We start from the raw sequence: 18,386 nt of genomic DNA on the forward strand, positions 1-18,386 counted from the left end.
CGTTAAGCTAACCATTACTACTGCCTTCATGGCTCGGGACTTGCACCCTATAGACTGCACCCATGCCGGGCGCACAGTTTAAAGATCAAAGGTCTCCCTTTGATCTTTATAGGTAGCGACTATCAAAATCAGTTTTAAATAAAAAATATTTCAATCCCAATAAACATAATAAATAAAGCTGAACTAGTTAACATACTTAAGACATGCTGTTTAGAGTCCTTCATATACTTTCTTTCAAACAATGCACAAACAAGTAAAATTGCTGATAAAATGACGACAGGATAGTGTGGTTTTAAACCATAATTAAATACAAAGCCAATTAAAAATAAAATTATTAATGCAATTGCAGCAATTGTTATTTCAGTTATTTTATGAGTTGTATTAATGTGTAATTTTCCTTCGTTACTTTTAATATGAAGCTTGTTTTTTAAAATAAAGTACGTAATTAAGTAGGCTAGAAATACTAACACTGTGTAAACATACATGTTAAAATCTCCCCCAACTGTATTTCTGCCTGTTTCAATAAAAATGCTGTCTATTGGTATCTGAAATTTGTTGAAACTTTAGTCCTTTTCCTTTTTTAGGAGAATAGCGATTATTAAAGACGATTGCATAATCACGATTACCATTAGTCCTAATATATATGCGCTATCAAGTGAAGCGTCAAAAGTAAATAAGAAAAATAAAATTGCAGATATTACTAATACTATAATAAAGTTAATGACAATTTGTTTCATGTCTTTATCCACTCCCTTCTTTTACAACATCAGGTTTTATTTCCCATTAATATCAAAGAATTCAATTTAATTCAATGAGTATATATACTTAGATATAAAAGGAGATCCGACAAGATACTCGGACCTCCTTTTAAATTAATAGCTCAAAGTTAACGCATAAGAAGCTGTATCAACCGTGCTTGTAGGAGTAATAGCTAAACCTGCAGGATACACAGAAACTGTTGGACTTCCAGAAATTCTTTTATGTCCATATTCAATTTTTATGTTAATTGTTCCGTTTTTAGATGTTGGTACATAAACATACTGGCCCATATAGCCTTTATGCTTTGTATTACTAGTAGAAGCCCTCAAATCGAAATCGCCAGCTACACCTGCACTTGGTTCCCAATCGCTTGGAGAATAATCGATAGCATAGTCGATCCAATTCCCATTCCCTTGTTGATCTTGCGAATATCTGTGTTGATGTTGTGTTACCTTACCGCTGCTAGTAGGTAAGTATAATCCTGAGCTTGATGGGAATCCAAAAGTCATCTTATCTACTAAATTAAAAGATGGGGTTTTTAGCCAGTTAAAATTACCATAGATATAAAACTTATCGTTATTTGCTTTATCACTAGTAACTTTATATACAGTACCTGCTAATTTCATTGTTGAAGAAGAGATAGAACCCATTGTTGAAATTTGGCCAGGCTTAATATTGACACCTTCTATAAACTCTACTATTTCTGAACCCTTATCAGTTATTACGGCTTTCTCTTTCACTAGCTGTTTTGCTACTTCTACTGGCAAACTTTCAATTTCTTCTGCAGTATGTCCAGCATCAAGTAAATAACTTTTCTCCTCTTCCGTTAAAGAAGTTGAATTACCTTCTTCAGCAAAAGCTACCCCTCCTATACCAATTAACAATAAGAACAGAATACTACTAAACAATTTCTTCATTTGCCAACCTCCATTCGATAGAATAATTACTAAAAATACCATCTTTAGTATACATGGGAATATAATTTAAAAAATGGAAATTATCTGATTTTCTATTTCTTGAACTACTTTCGTGATTTTGAATAAATATTTATGGAAAAAACCGCATGGAGTTCATCTTTTTTCTTAATTACAGTGTCGGTATAATAAAAACCCTGACCAATGTCAGGGTTAAAACGTAAAATATATTTGGAATTAGGGTCAGTATCTAAGCATTTATTATATTGACTTCTTTAACCCGCAATTTGAACATTCTCTAATAAATTTACCTTCACCCACTGAACTCTTGAAGTGAGCACTATTGCAGTTGTCGCATCGACCGCTATTCTTATCTGGCATTTATTTATAGTCATAAATTTTGTCGAAATCAAAGTCTATAAAAACTTCAGATGTTTTTTCCATGGTTGCCCCCTGTATATATGCCTCTAGATTTAATGCCCTTAGACAATAACTCCAATTATACTTAAAAATTTGAAGAATTTCTTCACTTTTATTATTGGGGAGTCAATAGATGTTTTGAACCAAATGTGAATGTTAGAACACTAATTAGCATTAACCAAATAAAATATCACCATTAATGTAAACAAGGTCATTATTAGTATGCTTCCTATCTTTTCTATACTTGTTTGCTTAGAGGAAATATAGTCGATTAGACTCGAATTGATAATAATATCAGTGTTTTTACTTAGAGCCACTTTGAAAAAATCCTTAGATTTCTTCGTTGTAAAGAGGTAGGAAGGAATACAGAATTGATTACCATCAGTCAAGATTACATCAATCCAAAATTTTCTTAAATTATTGTTACCATAGTGCTTGTCTACCCTTAAGAATATTTTATTTATTTCCTGGTACTGAACACGTTTCCGCGAAAAATCTTTGTAAATAAAATGTTCATCTTTAACAATGATTTTGTGTTGTAGCATCAAATATAATATACCAGCAAAAATTGCTCCCATAGCCAGCCCTATAATAAGGTGTAGTGTAAGTAATTTATAAAATAATAATGCGAAAACAACGATTAACCAGCCTGTAAACAAAGGCTCTCTTCTTATTACCATTGGATAATTCATAATTTCATCTACCTCTATAAGCTATTTAGTTCTTTCCTAAGAATTCTATGTATTGATTTGATTTTATTACAAGTTCTGACGTATTTTTCCCCTTATACTCATTCTTTTTTAATCGGGAACCGTAAGCTAAAACTTTTCTTCCTATAAGTTGTTCATCTTTATAAGTGAAGTGTTTAAAGTATTTTGAGAATATCACCAAACTAAAAACCACCCCATTAATTGGCTCGAAGTTAATATAATACACTGACTCTCTTCTTACAACATTCTGGATAACCCCGTATACAAAATAACTAAGGTTAGGGTCTGCTCGGTCGGACCATGCTAATTCATGTGCTTTATCATGGCTTATTACAATCTGGGAAAGAGGAATTTTTCGCCCATTAATGCTAACCAATATTGTTGCCAGAGTATCTGGTTCATATGAAGTAATGAGTTTAACTATAGCCTTTAAAGTACCAATACTGTTAGGCGTCTTGCTTTCCTGCTTTACTTTTACCTCATTTGGATCTTTCGCCTTTTTTTCACTCTCCTCTTTTTCAACTGTTCTTGCAACATAATCAGGATCTAATTTTTTTAAATTTAGCCGAATTAGGGTTTCTTTTATGCCTTTCTCCATTAAGTCAGATTGATATTCTTCTACCTTTTTTATACTTTCCTCAAAAGTTAATATTCTATAAAATCCGCATTTTTCATTGTGTTTTGAATGATCATTCTTGCCGGTTGTTTTAAAGTAAGGCACAGATGAATCTGTTCCAGGAACAAAAATTAGGTCGGTATGACAACTTTTATCAATGCATCTAATTCGTTGGCCATTCTTATCTGGATTGTACTCAGCTGCGGTAATAATTTGGCCATTGTGAAGCAGGGCTGAATTCATTTTTATTCCTCCTATTCTCTTTATTGCGGAAATTTAAATATAAGTTTGTTTTTATCCTCATCCCAAGCTAAAAAGGCTTCGAACATTTTATCTGGTTTCTTCTGACTTTTAAATCCCTTTATTAAAGAGGTTTGACCAGTAGTAAACAATTTCTTTATGTTCTCCTTACTGATCTGTTTTCCCGCGACAACCTTGCTTATTCTAAAATCACAGTTTGTCTTTTTAAAGTTGCTACAACTGTAAAACGTTTCACGCTCTAAAACTGGTGCACCGCACTTTTTACATAGACCTACTTCTTCAGCTTTTCGAATAACTTTGGCATATTCAACAAAATTCCAAGAAGCGGCATCCTTAATAAGTTTTTCAACTATTTCTTTCGTTATGTCTTCCGTTCTCTTAACGAAGGAGGAAACAGAACCTTCTCCTTTTTGGATTTGTTTTAGATAACGATCCATCCTACCGCTGGTTAATACAGAAGTTAGATAGTTGTTTTCCCCTAATGCTTCAATTAAGACACGGCCCTCGGGCAGCATATAAACTAGGTTTTTGCTTGCATTTACATACCGCTTGGTGATAATAGATACGATGCCGCTCCTGGTTGCTTCCGTTCCCAGCTGCAACTCAGAGTTCTTAAAATCTTCTTTATCAGCGCAATATGGGGCAGGGTTACACATAATTTTGATCAAGTCTCCTAGTGAAAAACGAGAAGGGGGATTTGTTGATCCAGCTTTAATTTGACCTGAAAGCATTGTTCCGACTTCCCCTTCTTTTATATCTGGCAATTGAATCTCTTCCTCCGCCGAATTTGTGGAAAGCCCCTTATATATCTTTTTCCACCCCTCTTCTTTAACTAGAGTACCACTGCTTCTAAAACCAAACTTTTCTGCAACCGTAATAATGATTCCAGTAGTATCGTATATGTAGTCTTGATAGTGTGCGGCAATAATGGATTTAGCAATTAGGTCATATATTTGTTGTTCCCCTTTTGGCAAAGTAAGCGGGTTTACCTTTTCTTCCGTCAATATGATTGCATAATGATCACTTACTTTATCAGAATCCACATATCTTTTATCTTGAGAAATATCTCGAGTTGCCCCCTTTATTAAATCTTGGTAGGACTCCAGCTCTCCCAAATTTTTTATTATGACTGGCATCCAAGATGCTTCCCCAGGAGTTAAGTGCTGACTGTCGGAACGTGGATATGTAATCAGGGATTTATCATATAATGCTTGAGCAAAACCTAAAACATTAGCGGGAGTCATTCCATATAAACGATTAGCATGCATTTGAAGGGAAGATAAGTTGTAGAACATAGGAGGTCTATTCTTTTTTTCTTCTTTTTTAATGGTATTTACAATAGCTGGTTGACTTTGACAATACTTAGAAAAGGCTTCAAGCATATCTTCATCCATGTCAAAGATGTGCTCTGATTCATTACTAAACCATTTGGCATTTAATTTGGCCTCTCCAAATTGAAATTCACCGATTAGGTCGAAATATGGTTTACTAATAAAGTTCTCAATTTCCTTTTCACGCTGATAAATAATACTCATTAAGGCGGTCTGTACTCGTCCCGCACTAAATGTTTTTTCAATTCCTTTTTGATTAAGCAGACAAGTTAAGGCTCGGCTAGAAGACATGCCCACTAACCAATCGGCTCTTTGTCGGGCTAATCCCGCATAATAATAATGCTGATAATGCCTATTGTCCTTCATGCTACGAAATGCTTCAACCACACTATCTTTGGTCAGGCTACTAGTCCACAATCTTTTTACTGGCTTTCTATTATTCAAATAGTAGAAAATCTCATCTAATAATAAACATCCCTCAATTCCAGGATCAGCAGCATGTATGATGACTGAAATGTCGGGGTCCTTTAAGAACTTCTTAAAATTATTGAAAATGCTTCTTTTACTTTCAATAACCTTTAACTTGTACTCGTTTGGAATAATAGGCAAATGTTCTAAACTCCATTCCTGGTGCTCCTTTGAGTAGTCCTCAGGACGATAAAGTTCTAGAATATGTCCCACAGCCCAAATAACCACTGCACCTTCGGGGAACATGACACAAGGTGCAATGGCTATATGTGTTTTCATATTTTTATTAGGAAATGGAGCAGCAAGCGCTTTTGCTTGGCTGGGCTTTTCAGCGCAAATGAGTGCTTTCCCCATTAGACCCTTCCTTCCTTCCTAAAAAGAAATTGATTATTACTCCTTTTTGGCCTGGAAATAAGGGATTCTTTTTTAACTGTTTCTTCTTCAGCCGGCTTTTTTAGGTTTCCATATTCCTCTCTTATAATTTTCTTTTGATACTGAAGCTGATCCAATTTCTCTCCCCCCCTAATATACGAAGAATAAGCTATATTTTATTCAGTTAAGCCATATTTAAAAATGCTTCATGGTTATCATTAAATTCTGTTCCAGGCACAATTTTTTGACTACTACATCCGGTAATGATTAAAGCTCCTAAGAGAACCCCTAAAACTATGTAAGCCTTTTTCCCACCTTTAACAGACATTTTGAAATCCTCCGGTTAATCATTTATTCAACAAATGCCTTTAAGTTTTTCTGCAGCTATATTTAACAAGCAATTCTTGATATTGATTGATTGAACATCACAACAGGCGCGAACCAGCTCATCAGGATCTTCAAGATTCCGCAAAGTTTCAATCAACAATAATTCTCCTTGAGTTAGCTCTTTAACATTTACTGAAATCATACTAGTCATGTCTCCTCTTAAGCTGCGGTGTTGAAGTGTTCTACACACCTTTGAATAGCGCCAGAAGCACCAAACCCATTATGATAAAGCACATCTTTACCAAGATCTTTACAAACTTCTTTTACAATATCCATACTTACGTGTCCAACAGCACCTAGTAATACGACTACACAATCTGCCTTCTTTACTACCGTTTTGAACTCCTTTTTGTTACCTCCGTTTCTTGTTTTACCACTATGGAAGATAATGTTTACGTTATTTTTTTGTCCTATTCGCTTGTACGTAGCCTCTTGAGATCCTCCGAAAATTGCGACAGTTTTTTTCATTAAAAATCCCTCATCTCTAGTGTTTGAATTACAAATAAATATAACATATATTACACTAAAAACAAGTGTTTTCTTATATATTTTTCCAATTTAATTATGCATTTATTAACTTCTTCAAAAATATATCACCAAAGTCTGGATGCACATAGCTTTCTTTATAATCCAGTATATCTTCCATGACTTTCAGCATTTCTGAAGTACGCATATTCTTAACAAGAAACGCGTTAAAAAGGTTTAACTCTAATTCAGTTATTTCTGAAGCATCTAAAGTAACTAATATTAATTTGGACCCCATATTCTTCATTTTGATTAGAAACTCAACTGTCTTTGGATTAATTACTTTTTCAAGAATAATTAGTTTGGGAACACAACCATTTTCATAAAGTTGTAATTTACTAGTCTCCGTTTTAATAACTTTGAACAAATGTCCAAACTTCAGATCAATTAGCTTAACCAACCCATCCTGAAACGGTGACTTTTCATGTATCACCATAATGGTATCTCTGTTCACTATCTCCCCTCCTACATAAAAAAACCCTGCTGTAAAAGTGCTTACAAGTAGATGTATGCATTTACAACAGGGTGGTCCCTTTATATATTTTGTTTGATTTAATTATATCAATACTTTTGCATAATTATCAATATCACTTCGTCCAATTTAACGGTTTAGGAGAGGAAATTGAAGAAATTTGGCCGTTAATTAGTAATCCATACTGCCCGTATCCTTCTGCGTCTATTATCCACGCGACTTTGGAGGCCAAAGTGAGAGAAGATTTGTGATCGTGCAGTGGAATTGGGGACTTATATACTTTTGAAGTCCAGCCTTTTACTGCATTTTCAAGGCTTTTTGGATGTAGCAATGGTTTTTTGCACAAATTGACTATCCAGCAACCGTAAGTACCACAAGAAGATACATACCATCTAGCGTCTTCTCTTTGAGCTGGAAAGTCAGGCTTATTTGGATATGTGTACTTTTCCTTTTGTACCGGCTTTCCGATTAATTCATGAAACACATTCGGATCGTCCAATAAATAATCAGCTTCTTCTTCTATTAGTGAGAATTTAAAGCCAATATGATTATTGTTTAGCGGGGGAGAGGCCATTATATCTCTAGATAAGAAAAAGCCGCACCTGGCTGCCTCGTAAGAACTATCGACATTTACGTTTTGACTGATCGAACAAGTTTCTGTAAGTTCATCAAATAGGTCACACGATGTCCGGCATGTTACCGCTGCAGGATTTACTTGCTTTTTACTATTATCTATTACAAGTTTTAACATGGCATTCACCCTTTTCCTAATAGCTTGTTATACAGCACCTAATACAATTGGAGAAATAAACGTCAATAAGGTTAATCCGCCAGCAAAGACCCACATTCTTTTGCTCCACCTGCCGAATTCAGGATGTTTTATCAAGTGATAAAATAGATAAAATACTAATCCAATTGATATCATCCAATCAACAGTAGAGTGACTGGCAGCAGAGATTAACTGAATAAAATCACTTGCGAGTAGTGTAACATTTTCACTATTTGTTGTAAATAATAATAGTATTAAAATTCTAATGAAAAAGAAAGTGATTGGAACCCAGATTAAAAGTCCGGTGGATCCTTTCATCACCTGGCCAGTCTTAGTAACAATTGAGTAACCTAGCCTAACCACTCCAAATAGAAACATTATTGTAAATATGGCAGAGAACAAAAAGGATATTTTTGGTGCAGTATTATTTAGATTTGTAGACCAAACATTGAGCTGTTCATTTAATGTGATACCGTTACCCTGCTGCAACGGACTTGCGCTTGCAGCAGAGGGTATCAAAATCACTAAAGCTAAGAGTAGTAATAGGTAACGAAATTTTAAGACCATCTTCTTTTCCCTTTTCCATCAAAGCGGAAGCAAAGGCCCGTTTCAAAAGTTGCTGTACTAATTCGGCCATTAATGATTGGAAGGTCCACTAAGTGCTTGTACCTTCCTTGATTGTAATCCAGCACTTGAGAAAGAGAAGATAGCCATTGACCAAGAACCTGTGTGTTAACAGTTTGCTCATTGCTTAAAATGGTATTAACCTTTTTACCATCCAAGTTCAACTTAAATCGAATATTGCTTAATCGGTAATTATGCCATCCAAATTCAATCTGGGTAAGAAACGCTCTAAATGGAATTAGTTTCTTAAACAGTGGCGTAACATAACTTAGTATTCTATGATTATCTTGAACTTCACTTGGAAGAGCTGTATGTAATTCTAAATCAATACTATTATGTTCAAAGGATCCATCTGGGTTAACTGCTATAGAAGCATCCAGGTTTACATTTAAATGGTTACTTAGTGGGGTCAACCAGGCCAAATCTACATAGGTTAGGTTATCTTCAATTGATTCATAATATTCTTCTGTTTGAGGTATTCCTTCTACCCCCATCGCATTGATGTATAACTCCCCTTTGACAAACCTGAAATTGATATGCAGTTTATTTAGTCCAATTTGTTTTTTCTTAATTTCTTGCTTTATTTCTAAAATTTGCTTTTCGCCTAACCTTTGAATTATCATAGGATAAATCTCCTCTCATTTATTGTAGCTAAGCCTTAATTTAAAATCCTTTATAAATCTCCATATATTCTCAATCTCTATATTTTGGATAAAAAAAGCTGTTAATGAAAACATTTCCAGGTAAAACTAAAACTGCCATTATTATATTACAATAGACTCATCCTCTCTGTCGAAAAGTGTCGAAAATCTGATTATCTTATCTAAAAATGTAAAATATGAGGGTCTTTATTACCAAAAGAATTATTCTTTTGGTCCAAACCAAGGTTTTGCACCCGGGCTTGGACCAAAAGGCGACTAAAGTCGCTCTTTTGAAATTCTTTACATTGCTAGTGCTCTATCGTATTGAATAAGATGCTCTTCATCTGGAATCATGTATTCCTCTGACACAGATGCTTCAACTCTTACTAGGTTTTGTACACTGATTTCCTTACCAGCCCTTACTACATCTAGAATGAGAATATCCCCATTGCCTATTTTTTTTGCTTTTTCCCCCACATTTACCCATAGCCTTTTTCCATCTGAAATATGGATATAGTTTTCTTCTATACCAACTACAGAAACTACCCATTGTTGAGCACCTTCTAAGCAGTCCATAATTTTTGCAGAGGCAAATGATTCAAAACCATTTTGAGAGGGTGTTGTCTGTTCAATCATTAAGTCATTCATATGAATACAATCTTCATCCTGGTCATCATCCTCTATCCATTCAGAAACGAAAATTTCTTCTTGATCCGATTCTTGGCGGAGACCATCTAATAGTAATTCACCAGTTTTATAACTGTGGTGATAAATATCACCTTCTTCAGCAGCTGTTATCTCTTTTTCAATCTGCATAAATAATTCTTCTGATTCCTCATTTAGTGCTGATTTTAAAATTAATGGTTCCTCTTCCGCATTCACTCTATGCTTCGCAGCACTTATAGGAATAACTTCTGCAAAGTTTGTACAATCCTCGCCAGAATATGAATAGTCATCATCCACGGGGTAATGTAAAACTTTAATTTCCTCTACCCGTACATAAAAATAACTTTCAAGAAACCAATAAAAATAAACAGCCCAATCCCAAGTTATTAAAATTGTCATAACTGTCTCCTCCTAAAAAAGTTCAAACGCGAGTTGCCCGCTTACCGCTGCTGTTCGCTTCTTCTTTGTTTTTGTAGTCGTATCAACTTCAACTTCGAATATCGATATTTGCTCAGCTGTTTCTGCAAATTTTGCTCTTTCATATTCCGTTAAGTAAGCCACGATTTCCCCATCTTGAATACAATCGAATCCAAAAGCTTTTACTAAATCTACTTCCAGGATTTGATTGGTAAACATAAACCCATTGACCTTTCCATCTGCAATATGGCTTGTAATGGTTGCCGCTTTCCGGATAAGGACGTTTTTAGAGGAATCCGCGGAAACTTGCTGATTAACCCAGGCAATAAATTGTTCTTTTGGTGAGTTGCCCATTTTCTTTTTCTTTCCGATACTTGCTAAGATTTCTCTTGCACGATCAGAAGCTTCTGCCGTCCATTCCTCGGTAGATCCCTTAAGCACTTTTCCTTTTTTAATGGACTCAATCAGCATGGACTGCAGGTCTCCTTCATCTCCCAACATTGCATTAAGCCCATCTGAACTTACTTCTCCGTTTATGGCACCGGCAGCTTTATTCTTCTGAGCTATCAAGGTAGCCATTTGTTCTTGGAAAGTTTCTTTATAGGCTAAGTAATAAAGACGACACTCTTCCGTTTGTCCGATCCGCCATGCTCTTCTAGCAGCTTGATTAATCGTGAATAAGCTCCAACTAAATTGGTAGAAAATGAGGGTAGGTGTACATAATAGGTCAAGACCTACCTGTACAAGCTCCTGTGACACAATACAAACATCGTATCCCTCTTTTTCTATCTTCTTTTTTAGCCATTCACTACGCTTATTTGTGGCCGTGGTAGAAGTGTCTAAGATACAAACCTTTGCTCCAACCTGCTCAAGAATGTGTTGTAAACGCGGCCTTACATCTCTGCCTTCTACACTGGAACCTGTATCTCGAACATAGACAATACTTTTCCTGCCTTCCTCTATCTCACCCTTAATGATTTCCTGGAGCTTCTTTTCCTTGTTAAGTATTCGCTCTTTAGGAAATTCATCTGGGCTCCAAATTAAATCTCGGTCCCCATCTTCTGTTTTGATAGAGAATGGGGGATAGGTGAAAGGGTTATCTGGATATGCGATGCCTGTTTGAGTCAATGGAAGATAAAGCTTATGCCCGTCATCTCGTCCATCGATAGCTGATTCAAATGTAGATACCATGTTGTTATAATGCTCCTTTAAATCCTCGTTTAAATCTACAAGAATTGTAGGAACATTGATCAACTCCACAGGGTCTGGCCATACATCTGTTAAGCGGACAAGCACACTGTTTTGGACAAGAAACTTTGAGAACACAAATGGTGATATACCGGGAAGAACCTTTTCTGTTCTCCTGGTGCCTCCTCGCGATTGCTTGTTGCTGTACTCGCCTTTATCGTCCTGATTGTAAATAGTCGTTTCAATGTTTCCATACTCTTCATTCCACTTCCGAACTTCATTGAAAGCGTATCCGTTCTCAACCATAAGGTGTGGGAATAAGCGCCAAAGTGTATAGTAGATATCCTCGGCCTTGCCTCCAAAAAGGGTTCCTGTACCACCTATAAGCTTCTTTGAAGCAGCTGCAAGGCTCCCTAGTGAATTTCCCTGGGCTGACATGCCAGATTTCAGCATATGGATTTCATCACAGATAGTAATATCAAAAAACCATCTCATTTTCCTTCGGATGTATTCAATAGAAGCGATTCTCCTTGGATTCCCGACTTTCTTAGGAATCTCAGGTTGAGAGAGCTGAATTTGTTGGACCAAAGGCTGATTCTGCTTTAAAGCATGTTTAATCTGCCTTTCGTACTTAAACCAGTCTTTTATTGATTGGTATCTAGTAGGTACCTTCTTGGTCCATAAACTTTCACCGCATTCAGAACAAAAAGCATTGGCTGGATTTTTTGAATTGTGAAGTCGCCTGCTTGTTCCAAATTCATCTTCATCCATCGTCCGTTTATTCTGAACCTCTTCTTCCTCTCCATCCTCATTGGTTTCCACTGCAGTAGATTCAATAACCTGGTGTGCATTACCGCAGCTTGGACAATAGTATCCAAAACGATATGGTAAGGAGTTTGACTCACTTTGAAGTACCGTTTTCTTATAATCAAAACGAACTGCAGGAACCATCGCACAATCGCCCCTCATTGTTGTAAAGGAAATGACAAAGAATGTTGGTTTCAATGGCTTAGGCCTTCCTTGACTGGTCCATTTACGATGAAACTCAATGAGTTGCTCTGTCCGTTCAATAACTCTTACATCAGCATGAGGTAAAATTTCTTTTATTTCCTCCGGCCATTTTTTTGTTAGGCTTGGGGGACACATTAGACAAGCAAAATACCCTTTTTTATTTGACATAGCAGCAACTACATCAGGAATTGCTGTCATCATGGTTGATTTACCCGTGCTCATTTCACCTTGTATTAAAGCTACCTTCTGCTTTTTCAAAACTTTAGCGATAGCGGTAGTTACATGAGATTGGACAGGAAAAAGTTCCCGCTTATAAATTGAGATTTGCGGGTGTATAGCGTCTGTCATTGGGTCATGGCCTGGAGTAACTTTATTGCTTACCTTTGTGACCATATCATCCATGAAGGTTGTCATATACTGTGTCAAATCTTCTATGGATTCCACTGCCTGACCAGTTCCTGTCTTAGGAAACTTCAGCATCCCACTTGAAATCATTCCAGAAATAATATCATCCGCTTCCTGCTCTCCAGTTTCCTCACTAAAATTCAGTTTATAGATGGAAAATCCGTCAGGAAAAAGGGCGGAATCATAATAAAATTTGAATTCCTCAATACAACCTCTTCTTAAGAACTCATTTAGAATAATATCTTTCCATTCAGGTAGAATATTAAGCCCATACTTTCCGCCACCTAAAATTTGTCGTAGCCCTTCTCCAGGATCTGCATCGAACGAAAGAATATAATCCCCGTTTCCAAGCAGGTCATCATGAACAATTGCGACCGCTTTTCGGTTTTGATTAATGGTGATTGGGAACTTTGAGTACTTCCCTTTATCAGAGTACATACGGAATTCTTGGGAAAATTTATAGTCAGTTAAATCTTTCTTCCCTTGCCCAAAGGACAAACCACCACTCCCGGTATCAACTGCAGCTTTCATAGCCTGTAAAGTAGAATCATTACCAGCAATAATGGTCATGAGTAATTTAGCTCCTTGCCATTCATGCTTTGGTTCCTCTACCGCTAATGCGTAACAAAAAGCACTTTGCCATGCCTGCTCCAGGTAAATTTCAATCATCTTTGGGTTTTCATCTGTCTCAATCACTTTATTTAATTCCATGCTGCTGACTCCCTGCATCAAATTGAATAAGGTATGCCAGCTGGCGATCCCTATCTCAAATGAGGCAGGGATACACCTCCCTATATAGTTTTCTTAATGAACATACTCTTTAAGCTGTTTGTGGATCTTTAAGAGTGATCGATCAATAGCTCCTCCTACTGTATCCTGAAAAGTCGTTTGGATAGATAGAGGGCTCACAAGAGCTTTAAACTTTCCATTGTGGTCACCTTCGTTGATATAGTAGACTTTTATCGAAAAATCTTCATACTCAGTCTCCAATATGAATATCATCCGTATTAATGCTCCCATCTAAAAATTCTTTAAATGCCGTAATAACTTCTTGCCTTGCCTTTTCAATTGAGTCATAACAGCCGGTAGTCAGATTATGAATTACACCATTACTCATATGGATTCTGAACAAGCTTCCGAGAGGCAGGGAATCAACATACTCCACGAAAAACTTCTGGCCGGCGTACTCCTCTAATTGAAAAGAAGAAACCTGGTGCATTGGTTCTGCACTTCCTTTCTCAGAAAAAACTAAGCTGTTTGAAGATTTTTTTCCTCTTTATTCGCTTCCATTAAAGTTCTAAACTCATTTATGATTCGTCCTGAAATATCACAAATCATAGATCCGTAATTTAAAAGAGAATCGGGGTCATGTTTGCTCCATGAGTTAACATATCGGAAGGAATAATCTGATGTGTCTAAGCCGAAGAACGAACAAACAATAAAGGCTGTTCCTTCTGCAACAACTTCCTTCTCCGATGTAGAAGACTTAGTATCATATCGATGCACCTTTGAATGCACCAATTCATGTACTAATGTCTTGCATTTATGATTAACACTTAAAGTGTCACTAACGACGATTTCATGGTTTGCTCGGCTATAGTAACCATTGGCTCCTTGCGCGTCTCCATATGTGATTGGACAATTATCTTTTTCAGCAATCTGTTCAGCATATTCAATAATCTCTCTAGCTGCCTGAGAATCGCCTTCAAGCTTTATAATCACCTTATCAATAGGAAGCGGATCGCCTTCCGTCTGTTCAAGCGCGAAAACTGGAACAGTTATGAAACCACCTAGCTGTGTTTCACCGGTTTCATTGCCATGTTCATCTTTCACCTTTATGAATTTCGGCTTGAAGATTCTAATGGCTTTAGAACCTAGTTTGATATTGCGGCCTAACTCATTCCAACGTTTGAAGCTCGCTATATAGCTGGCATTTGGAAATTGAGTTTTAGCAACCATAATGTTTTTAAAAGAGTAATTCGGCATCAGTGCTTTCATTTCTAAAAGAGCTTTGAATTCTTCTGGAGAATATTCAAAGTTTCTTACACCTTCATCCAGGACAGAAACAAGTTCTTTTACTCTTTCTTCAACGCTTGGACCTCCTTTGCTCCATCTCTTGCTCTTACCTTGACGATTTGCCATGTACAACAGCCCCTATCTTTTAGTGTGTATATATAAAAAAGAGAATAGGAAACCCATTCTCTTTGAATACGACCATCTTCAATTGCTTTGAAACACAAAAAAGCCATTGAAGTTTCTGAAAAAATAGCAATAAAAAAGCTATTTATCCATCAACCGCAAAGGCTGCTAATGATTAAAAATACCCGCTAATCCTCATAGGATTGCCATAAAATGAAAAAATGAAATGAATATATTGGTATTATATCCTTTGTTTTCTATTTAGACAAGAATGATAAGTGACTCATCTCAAATTATTCCACAATACTACCTATCAAGGAATGACACCTACCCATCATAAGATGACAGGCGGACCCATCATGAAATGACCCCCACCCGTCAGGAAATGACGGGCTACGCCTATCAGGAAATGACGGGCGGACTTATCCACAAGAAATCTTTATTTTGTTAATAAAACTGCCTGTCAGGAGATGACACCCTAGCCCGTCAAGAAATGATAGGCGGATTTTCCGGGCGTCATTTCCTGACCCACCCCCCCATCATAAGATGATGCCGAATAATATAAATCTTTAAAAAGACTTTAATAAATATATTTATATAAAAAAAGAGTAGAGGAAATCATCCCTCTACTCTTCAATAGAAATAATTTTGATATCTAAGAAATTAATATTTAAATCATTCAACGCCTGTGTAATTAAATCTATATGTCTATCATTAATCCAGCTAGCCGCAAATTTATTTTGTGCATAGAGTGTAATCACGGATTCACGGTTTTTAAATAAAGAATCTTTAAACCAGGTATCGAAAGATGGTTTTGAAATTTTAGCTTGTATGTATTCCAATACCTGTTTTGTAAGATTCAAGTCATCAGTGGTCATTGATTCTTTGATATCTAGTTTATATTTTTGTGCCGCGGCATTTCTCTTTCTTACCGGTTTATGGAACGTTTCTCCCTGTTCAATAAAGTCCTCAAAAATCCCTTCATAATTAACGACATTCCCAAGGTTGTCTGGGCTATAAACAGACATATACTTTTCCATAAAGTCATCATGCCTTCTCTTTAGTTCCTCTGGAAGCTCTTCATACAGTTCCTTCGGAAGAAATGGCACCCTTCTTCTCACTTTATAAATTGGAGTTTCATCCATATTTTTTTTCTTCTCATCTGCAGACATGCAGTTAAATCTGAAAACAAATCCGTATTTTTCTAACAGACTTAACCTGCTTTTAACAGTATTTACAGAACCAAAAGAACATTGAAGCTGCAGAGTCTTTAATGCTGGCCAGCAATAGTCTTTCTCAATACAATAGCTTTTAAGTGTGATAAACAGTGCTAAACCATCAGCTTTAAGAAAGTGCTGCCAAAAATGAATAAGGTAGTTATGTATGATTGTAAAATTCCGATCTTCGAATTCAATGTTTTGACCATAACCATCTAAGCTAAATTCTTTAACCTTCTCTTCATTAAAAAGGATTTTATTAACTACAGGGTCATGATAAAAGAATTCTTTAAATTGACCTGTTTTGTCTATTAACCACCTGGACTTTTCTATTTTAAGATCTTCTTTGACAGGACGGTAATAGATAAGGGGATAATTTTCACCCTTTAGATTAGGACGAGCATCTTTCAAAATTAAGACCTCCAAATCATTTACCCTTAAGGCTCTGAACGGAGATTCCTTCTTGAAATAAGTAATTCAAACTGTTAAAATATGAATTAAATTATCAAGTATCAGAAATCCCGCCTATTGAATTTCATTTAATCTTTCAGCGGCCAAACTGGAAGAGATTAAATGAAAGCCTCTGGTGGGTTTTTTTTGCCATTTTATAGTGAATTAACACTATTATGTCTATAGATGCTATATTTTCTATCATAACAAAACTAGACAGGTAATTCTAATATACTTTGGCCTTTTAACCAGATAAATGTTGAATAGACGACAAAAAGCCCCCTACAAAGAAACCGAAGGTATTTCGGCTTGTTTGATAGGGGGCTTCCCTTTTGGTTATCCGGTTGTTGTACCTAAATTAAAACATGACTAGTGGAAATATTCAACACCTAGGGAAGATATTGTTAAGTTTCTATTTAAGGCGGACTCCCGAGGTAAGTAACCTAGTAGAAGATTCTATTATTTCTTTTAGCTTGTTATATTCTTTTTCGATTTTGTCTTTCTCTGCTGATAGTTTTTGGTTTTCCTCTTTCAAAAATAAAAATTGTTTTTTAAGATTATCAACTTGGTTATGTGGTTCCACTTCTTCAAAAGCTTTCTTATACAATAGTTCAATATTATTGAGAAGTATTTGAAGCTCTATAATATCTTTATATGGTGATTGCTCCTTACTAACAATCTGTCCTATTGTCTTTGTATTATTTTCTGCCTGGGTTGGAGCTAGCTCTTTCCTTTGGGTTTTCGCTTGTAAAATCTCCTCTTTATATTGTCTTCTAACACAAGCATTCCACCTAAAGCCACAGGCAGAAGCGGTTCTTGATAGTTGTTTACCTACCTCTTCAAATGCCTTTAATTGTGTTCCCCCAGTTCGAATATTAGAAAGTACTACATTTGCTAATAACTCATCCTCTTCCCCTGTCCAAGCATCTTGTCTTGTTTTAGTCACGGCCCTTCCCTCCCAAAATTTTTATATAAATATAAATATGAATGGATTTACAAATGTAGAAGGCGATATAGCATGAATTAAAACTAAAAACATCATTAGGTTAAAAATTCAAACGATAGGCTGGTTCCATATGTATAATTAAGAATATACGTAATAGGTTATAGGGGATGATGTTTTGAAAACAAAAGATTATTTTTTCGATCTCTTTAAGACTACTAAAGCAAGAGAGTTGGCAAGAGAAGTTGATGAGTATCTATATAGTAAAAGTGCATATAGGGAGGAAGTTGAGGATTATCATGATCGCTATAAGCAAGGCGAACGAACGGATTGTATAGGTTATATTAGTAAAAAAGGCTCCTTTAAATTTTTGTCTTTAACCGCTGCAAGACATGTATGTCTGGTTCTACACCTGGGTAAAAAGCTTCATACCCAATCTGCAATCTCTATGCAGCACGAGATTGATGAATTATTGCAGAGGAAATACCAAGATACAGATGGTACAAAGCTTACTCCTGGGGAGGCTTATATACGATTAGAATGGGTTGATAATTTGGAGGAGATAATTCCTTTCATTGATAAAGCCTATGAATTAAGGTTGTTAAAGTAAACTGACGATTAAAAGAGTATGTTTTGGGAAATTAGTCAAAACATACTCTAACATTCTAGTATTAGTGAAAA

At 35.9% G+C, this 18,386-nt stretch carries 22 protein-coding genes; 1 reads left to right on the plus strand and 21 read right to left on the minus strand.

Annotated elements, in window-relative coordinates; translation table 11 throughout:
- Window positions 1–134: 134 nt before the first annotated feature.
- From AC3WTL_RS22490 to AC3WTL_RS22590, 21 genes are all read right to left on the minus strand, one after another.
- Window positions 135–485 carry a DUF4181 domain-containing protein gene (locus AC3WTL_RS22490; RefSeq protein WP_492370067.1) on the minus strand — a complete coding sequence of 117 codons (351 nt, stop codon included), beginning with the start codon at window positions 483–485 and terminating at the stop codon, window positions 135–137.
- 387 nt (window positions 486–872) lie between these two features.
- Window positions 873–1,676, minus strand: a complete 804-nt coding sequence (locus AC3WTL_RS22495; RefSeq protein WP_492370068.1) for a hypothetical protein — start codon at window positions 1,674–1,676, stop codon at window positions 873–875.
- Between the two features lie 258 nt (window positions 1,677–1,934).
- Window positions 1,935–2,054: a DUF8096 family protein gene (locus tag AC3WTL_RS22500; RefSeq protein WP_492370069.1), complete on the minus strand. Its 120-nt coding sequence runs from the start codon at window positions 2,052–2,054 to the stop codon at window positions 1,935–1,937.
- Window positions 2,055–2,257: 203 nt separating this feature from the next.
- Window positions 2,258–2,785, minus strand: coding sequence for a hypothetical protein (locus tag AC3WTL_RS22505; RefSeq protein WP_492370070.1), 528 nt, complete (start codon window positions 2,783–2,785; stop codon window positions 2,258–2,260).
- 25 nt (window positions 2,786–2,810) lie between these two features.
- A complete protein-coding gene (locus AC3WTL_RS22510; protein ID WP_492370071.1) occupies window positions 2,811–3,662 on the minus strand; it encodes a DUF7828 domain-containing protein in 852 nt (283 codons plus the stop codon).
- A gap of 20 nt (window positions 3,663–3,682) precedes the next feature.
- Window positions 3,683–5,833: a type IA DNA topoisomerase gene (locus AC3WTL_RS22515; RefSeq protein WP_492370072.1), complete on the minus strand. Its 2,151-nt coding sequence runs from the start codon at window positions 5,831–5,833 to the stop codon at window positions 3,683–3,685.
- A complete protein-coding gene (locus tag AC3WTL_RS22520; protein ID WP_492370073.1) occupies window positions 5,833–5,988 on the minus strand; it encodes a hypothetical protein in 156 nt (51 codons plus the stop codon). The genes AC3WTL_RS22515 and AC3WTL_RS22520 overlap by 1 nt, the downstream gene beginning before the upstream one ends.
- A 47-nt stretch (window positions 5,989–6,035) precedes the next feature.
- Window positions 6,036–6,179: a hypothetical protein gene (locus tag AC3WTL_RS22525; RefSeq protein WP_492370074.1), complete on the minus strand. Its 144-nt coding sequence runs from the start codon at window positions 6,177–6,179 to the stop codon at window positions 6,036–6,038.
- A gap of 27 nt (window positions 6,180–6,206) precedes the next feature.
- Window positions 6,207–6,380 carry a hypothetical protein gene (locus AC3WTL_RS22530; protein WP_019379900.1) on the minus strand — a complete coding sequence of 58 codons (174 nt, stop codon included), beginning with the start codon at window positions 6,378–6,380 and terminating at the stop codon, window positions 6,207–6,209.
- Between the two features lie 17 nt (window positions 6,381–6,397).
- The gene (locus AC3WTL_RS22535; protein WP_492370075.1) at window positions 6,398–6,706 is read right to left on the minus strand and encodes a DUF2325 domain-containing protein; all 309 of its coding nucleotides are present in this window, start codon (window positions 6,704–6,706) and stop codon (window positions 6,398–6,400) included.
- 94 nt (window positions 6,707–6,800) lie between these two features.
- Window positions 6,801–7,217, minus strand: coding sequence for a hypothetical protein (locus AC3WTL_RS22540; protein WP_492370076.1), 417 nt, complete (start codon window positions 7,215–7,217; stop codon window positions 6,801–6,803).
- A 133-nt stretch (window positions 7,218–7,350) separates the two neighbouring features.
- Complete coding sequence (locus AC3WTL_RS22545) at window positions 7,351–7,986, minus strand: hypothetical protein (protein WP_492370077.1); 636 nt, start codon at window positions 7,984–7,986, stop codon at window positions 7,351–7,353.
- Between the two features lie 27 nt (window positions 7,987–8,013).
- A complete protein-coding gene (locus AC3WTL_RS22550; RefSeq protein WP_252222849.1) occupies window positions 8,014–8,571 on the minus strand; it encodes a hypothetical protein in 558 nt (185 codons plus the stop codon).
- The gene (locus tag AC3WTL_RS22555) at window positions 8,562–9,251 is read right to left on the minus strand and encodes a hypothetical protein (RefSeq protein WP_009336449.1); all 690 of its coding nucleotides are present in this window, start codon (window positions 9,249–9,251) and stop codon (window positions 8,562–8,564) included. Before AC3WTL_RS22555 ends, AC3WTL_RS22550 begins: the two co-directional genes overlap by 10 nt.
- Before the next feature lie 318 nt (window positions 9,252–9,569).
- Complete coding sequence (locus AC3WTL_RS22560; RefSeq protein ID WP_492370078.1) at window positions 9,570–10,334, minus strand: hypothetical protein; 765 nt, start codon at window positions 10,332–10,334, stop codon at window positions 9,570–9,572.
- 12 nt (window positions 10,335–10,346) lie between these two features.
- Window positions 10,347–13,667: a helicase-related protein gene (locus tag AC3WTL_RS22565; protein ID WP_492370079.1), complete on the minus strand. Its 3,321-nt coding sequence runs from the start codon at window positions 13,665–13,667 to the stop codon at window positions 10,347–10,349.
- A 93-nt stretch (window positions 13,668–13,760) separates the two neighbouring features.
- Window positions 13,761–13,946, minus strand: coding sequence for a hypothetical protein (locus AC3WTL_RS22570; protein WP_492370080.1), 186 nt, complete (start codon window positions 13,944–13,946; stop codon window positions 13,761–13,763).
- Window positions 13,936–14,175, minus strand: coding sequence for a hypothetical protein (locus tag AC3WTL_RS22575; RefSeq protein WP_159866689.1), 240 nt, complete (start codon window positions 14,173–14,175; stop codon window positions 13,936–13,938). The genes AC3WTL_RS22570 and AC3WTL_RS22575 overlap by 11 nt, the downstream gene beginning before the upstream one ends.
- 29 nt (window positions 14,176–14,204) lie before the next feature.
- Window positions 14,205–15,098, minus strand: coding sequence for an ArdC-like ssDNA-binding domain-containing protein (locus AC3WTL_RS22580; protein WP_492370081.1), 894 nt, complete (start codon window positions 15,096–15,098; stop codon window positions 14,205–14,207).
- 623 nt (window positions 15,099–15,721) lie between these two features.
- Entirely contained in the window at window positions 15,722–16,723 is a 1,002-nt protein-coding gene (locus AC3WTL_RS22585; RefSeq protein ID WP_157380304.1) for a DnaA N-terminal domain-containing protein, read from the minus strand.
- Between the two features lie 451 nt (window positions 16,724–17,174).
- Window positions 17,175–17,708, minus strand: a complete 534-nt coding sequence (locus AC3WTL_RS22590; RefSeq protein WP_492370082.1) for an RsfA family transcriptional regulator — start codon at window positions 17,706–17,708, stop codon at window positions 17,175–17,177.
- Window positions 17,709–17,883: 175 nt separating this feature from the next.
- On the opposite strand from AC3WTL_RS22590, the gene AC3WTL_RS22595 reads away from it, so the two are divergent.
- On the plus strand, window positions 17,884–18,315 hold the full coding sequence (locus AC3WTL_RS22595; RefSeq protein ID WP_492370083.1) for a hypothetical protein: 432 nt from the start codon (window positions 17,884–17,886) through the stop codon (window positions 18,313–18,315).
- Window positions 18,316–18,386: the final 71 nt, after the last annotated feature.

The organism is Cytobacillus sp. EB106-05-05-XG126 (assembly GCF_058791715.1).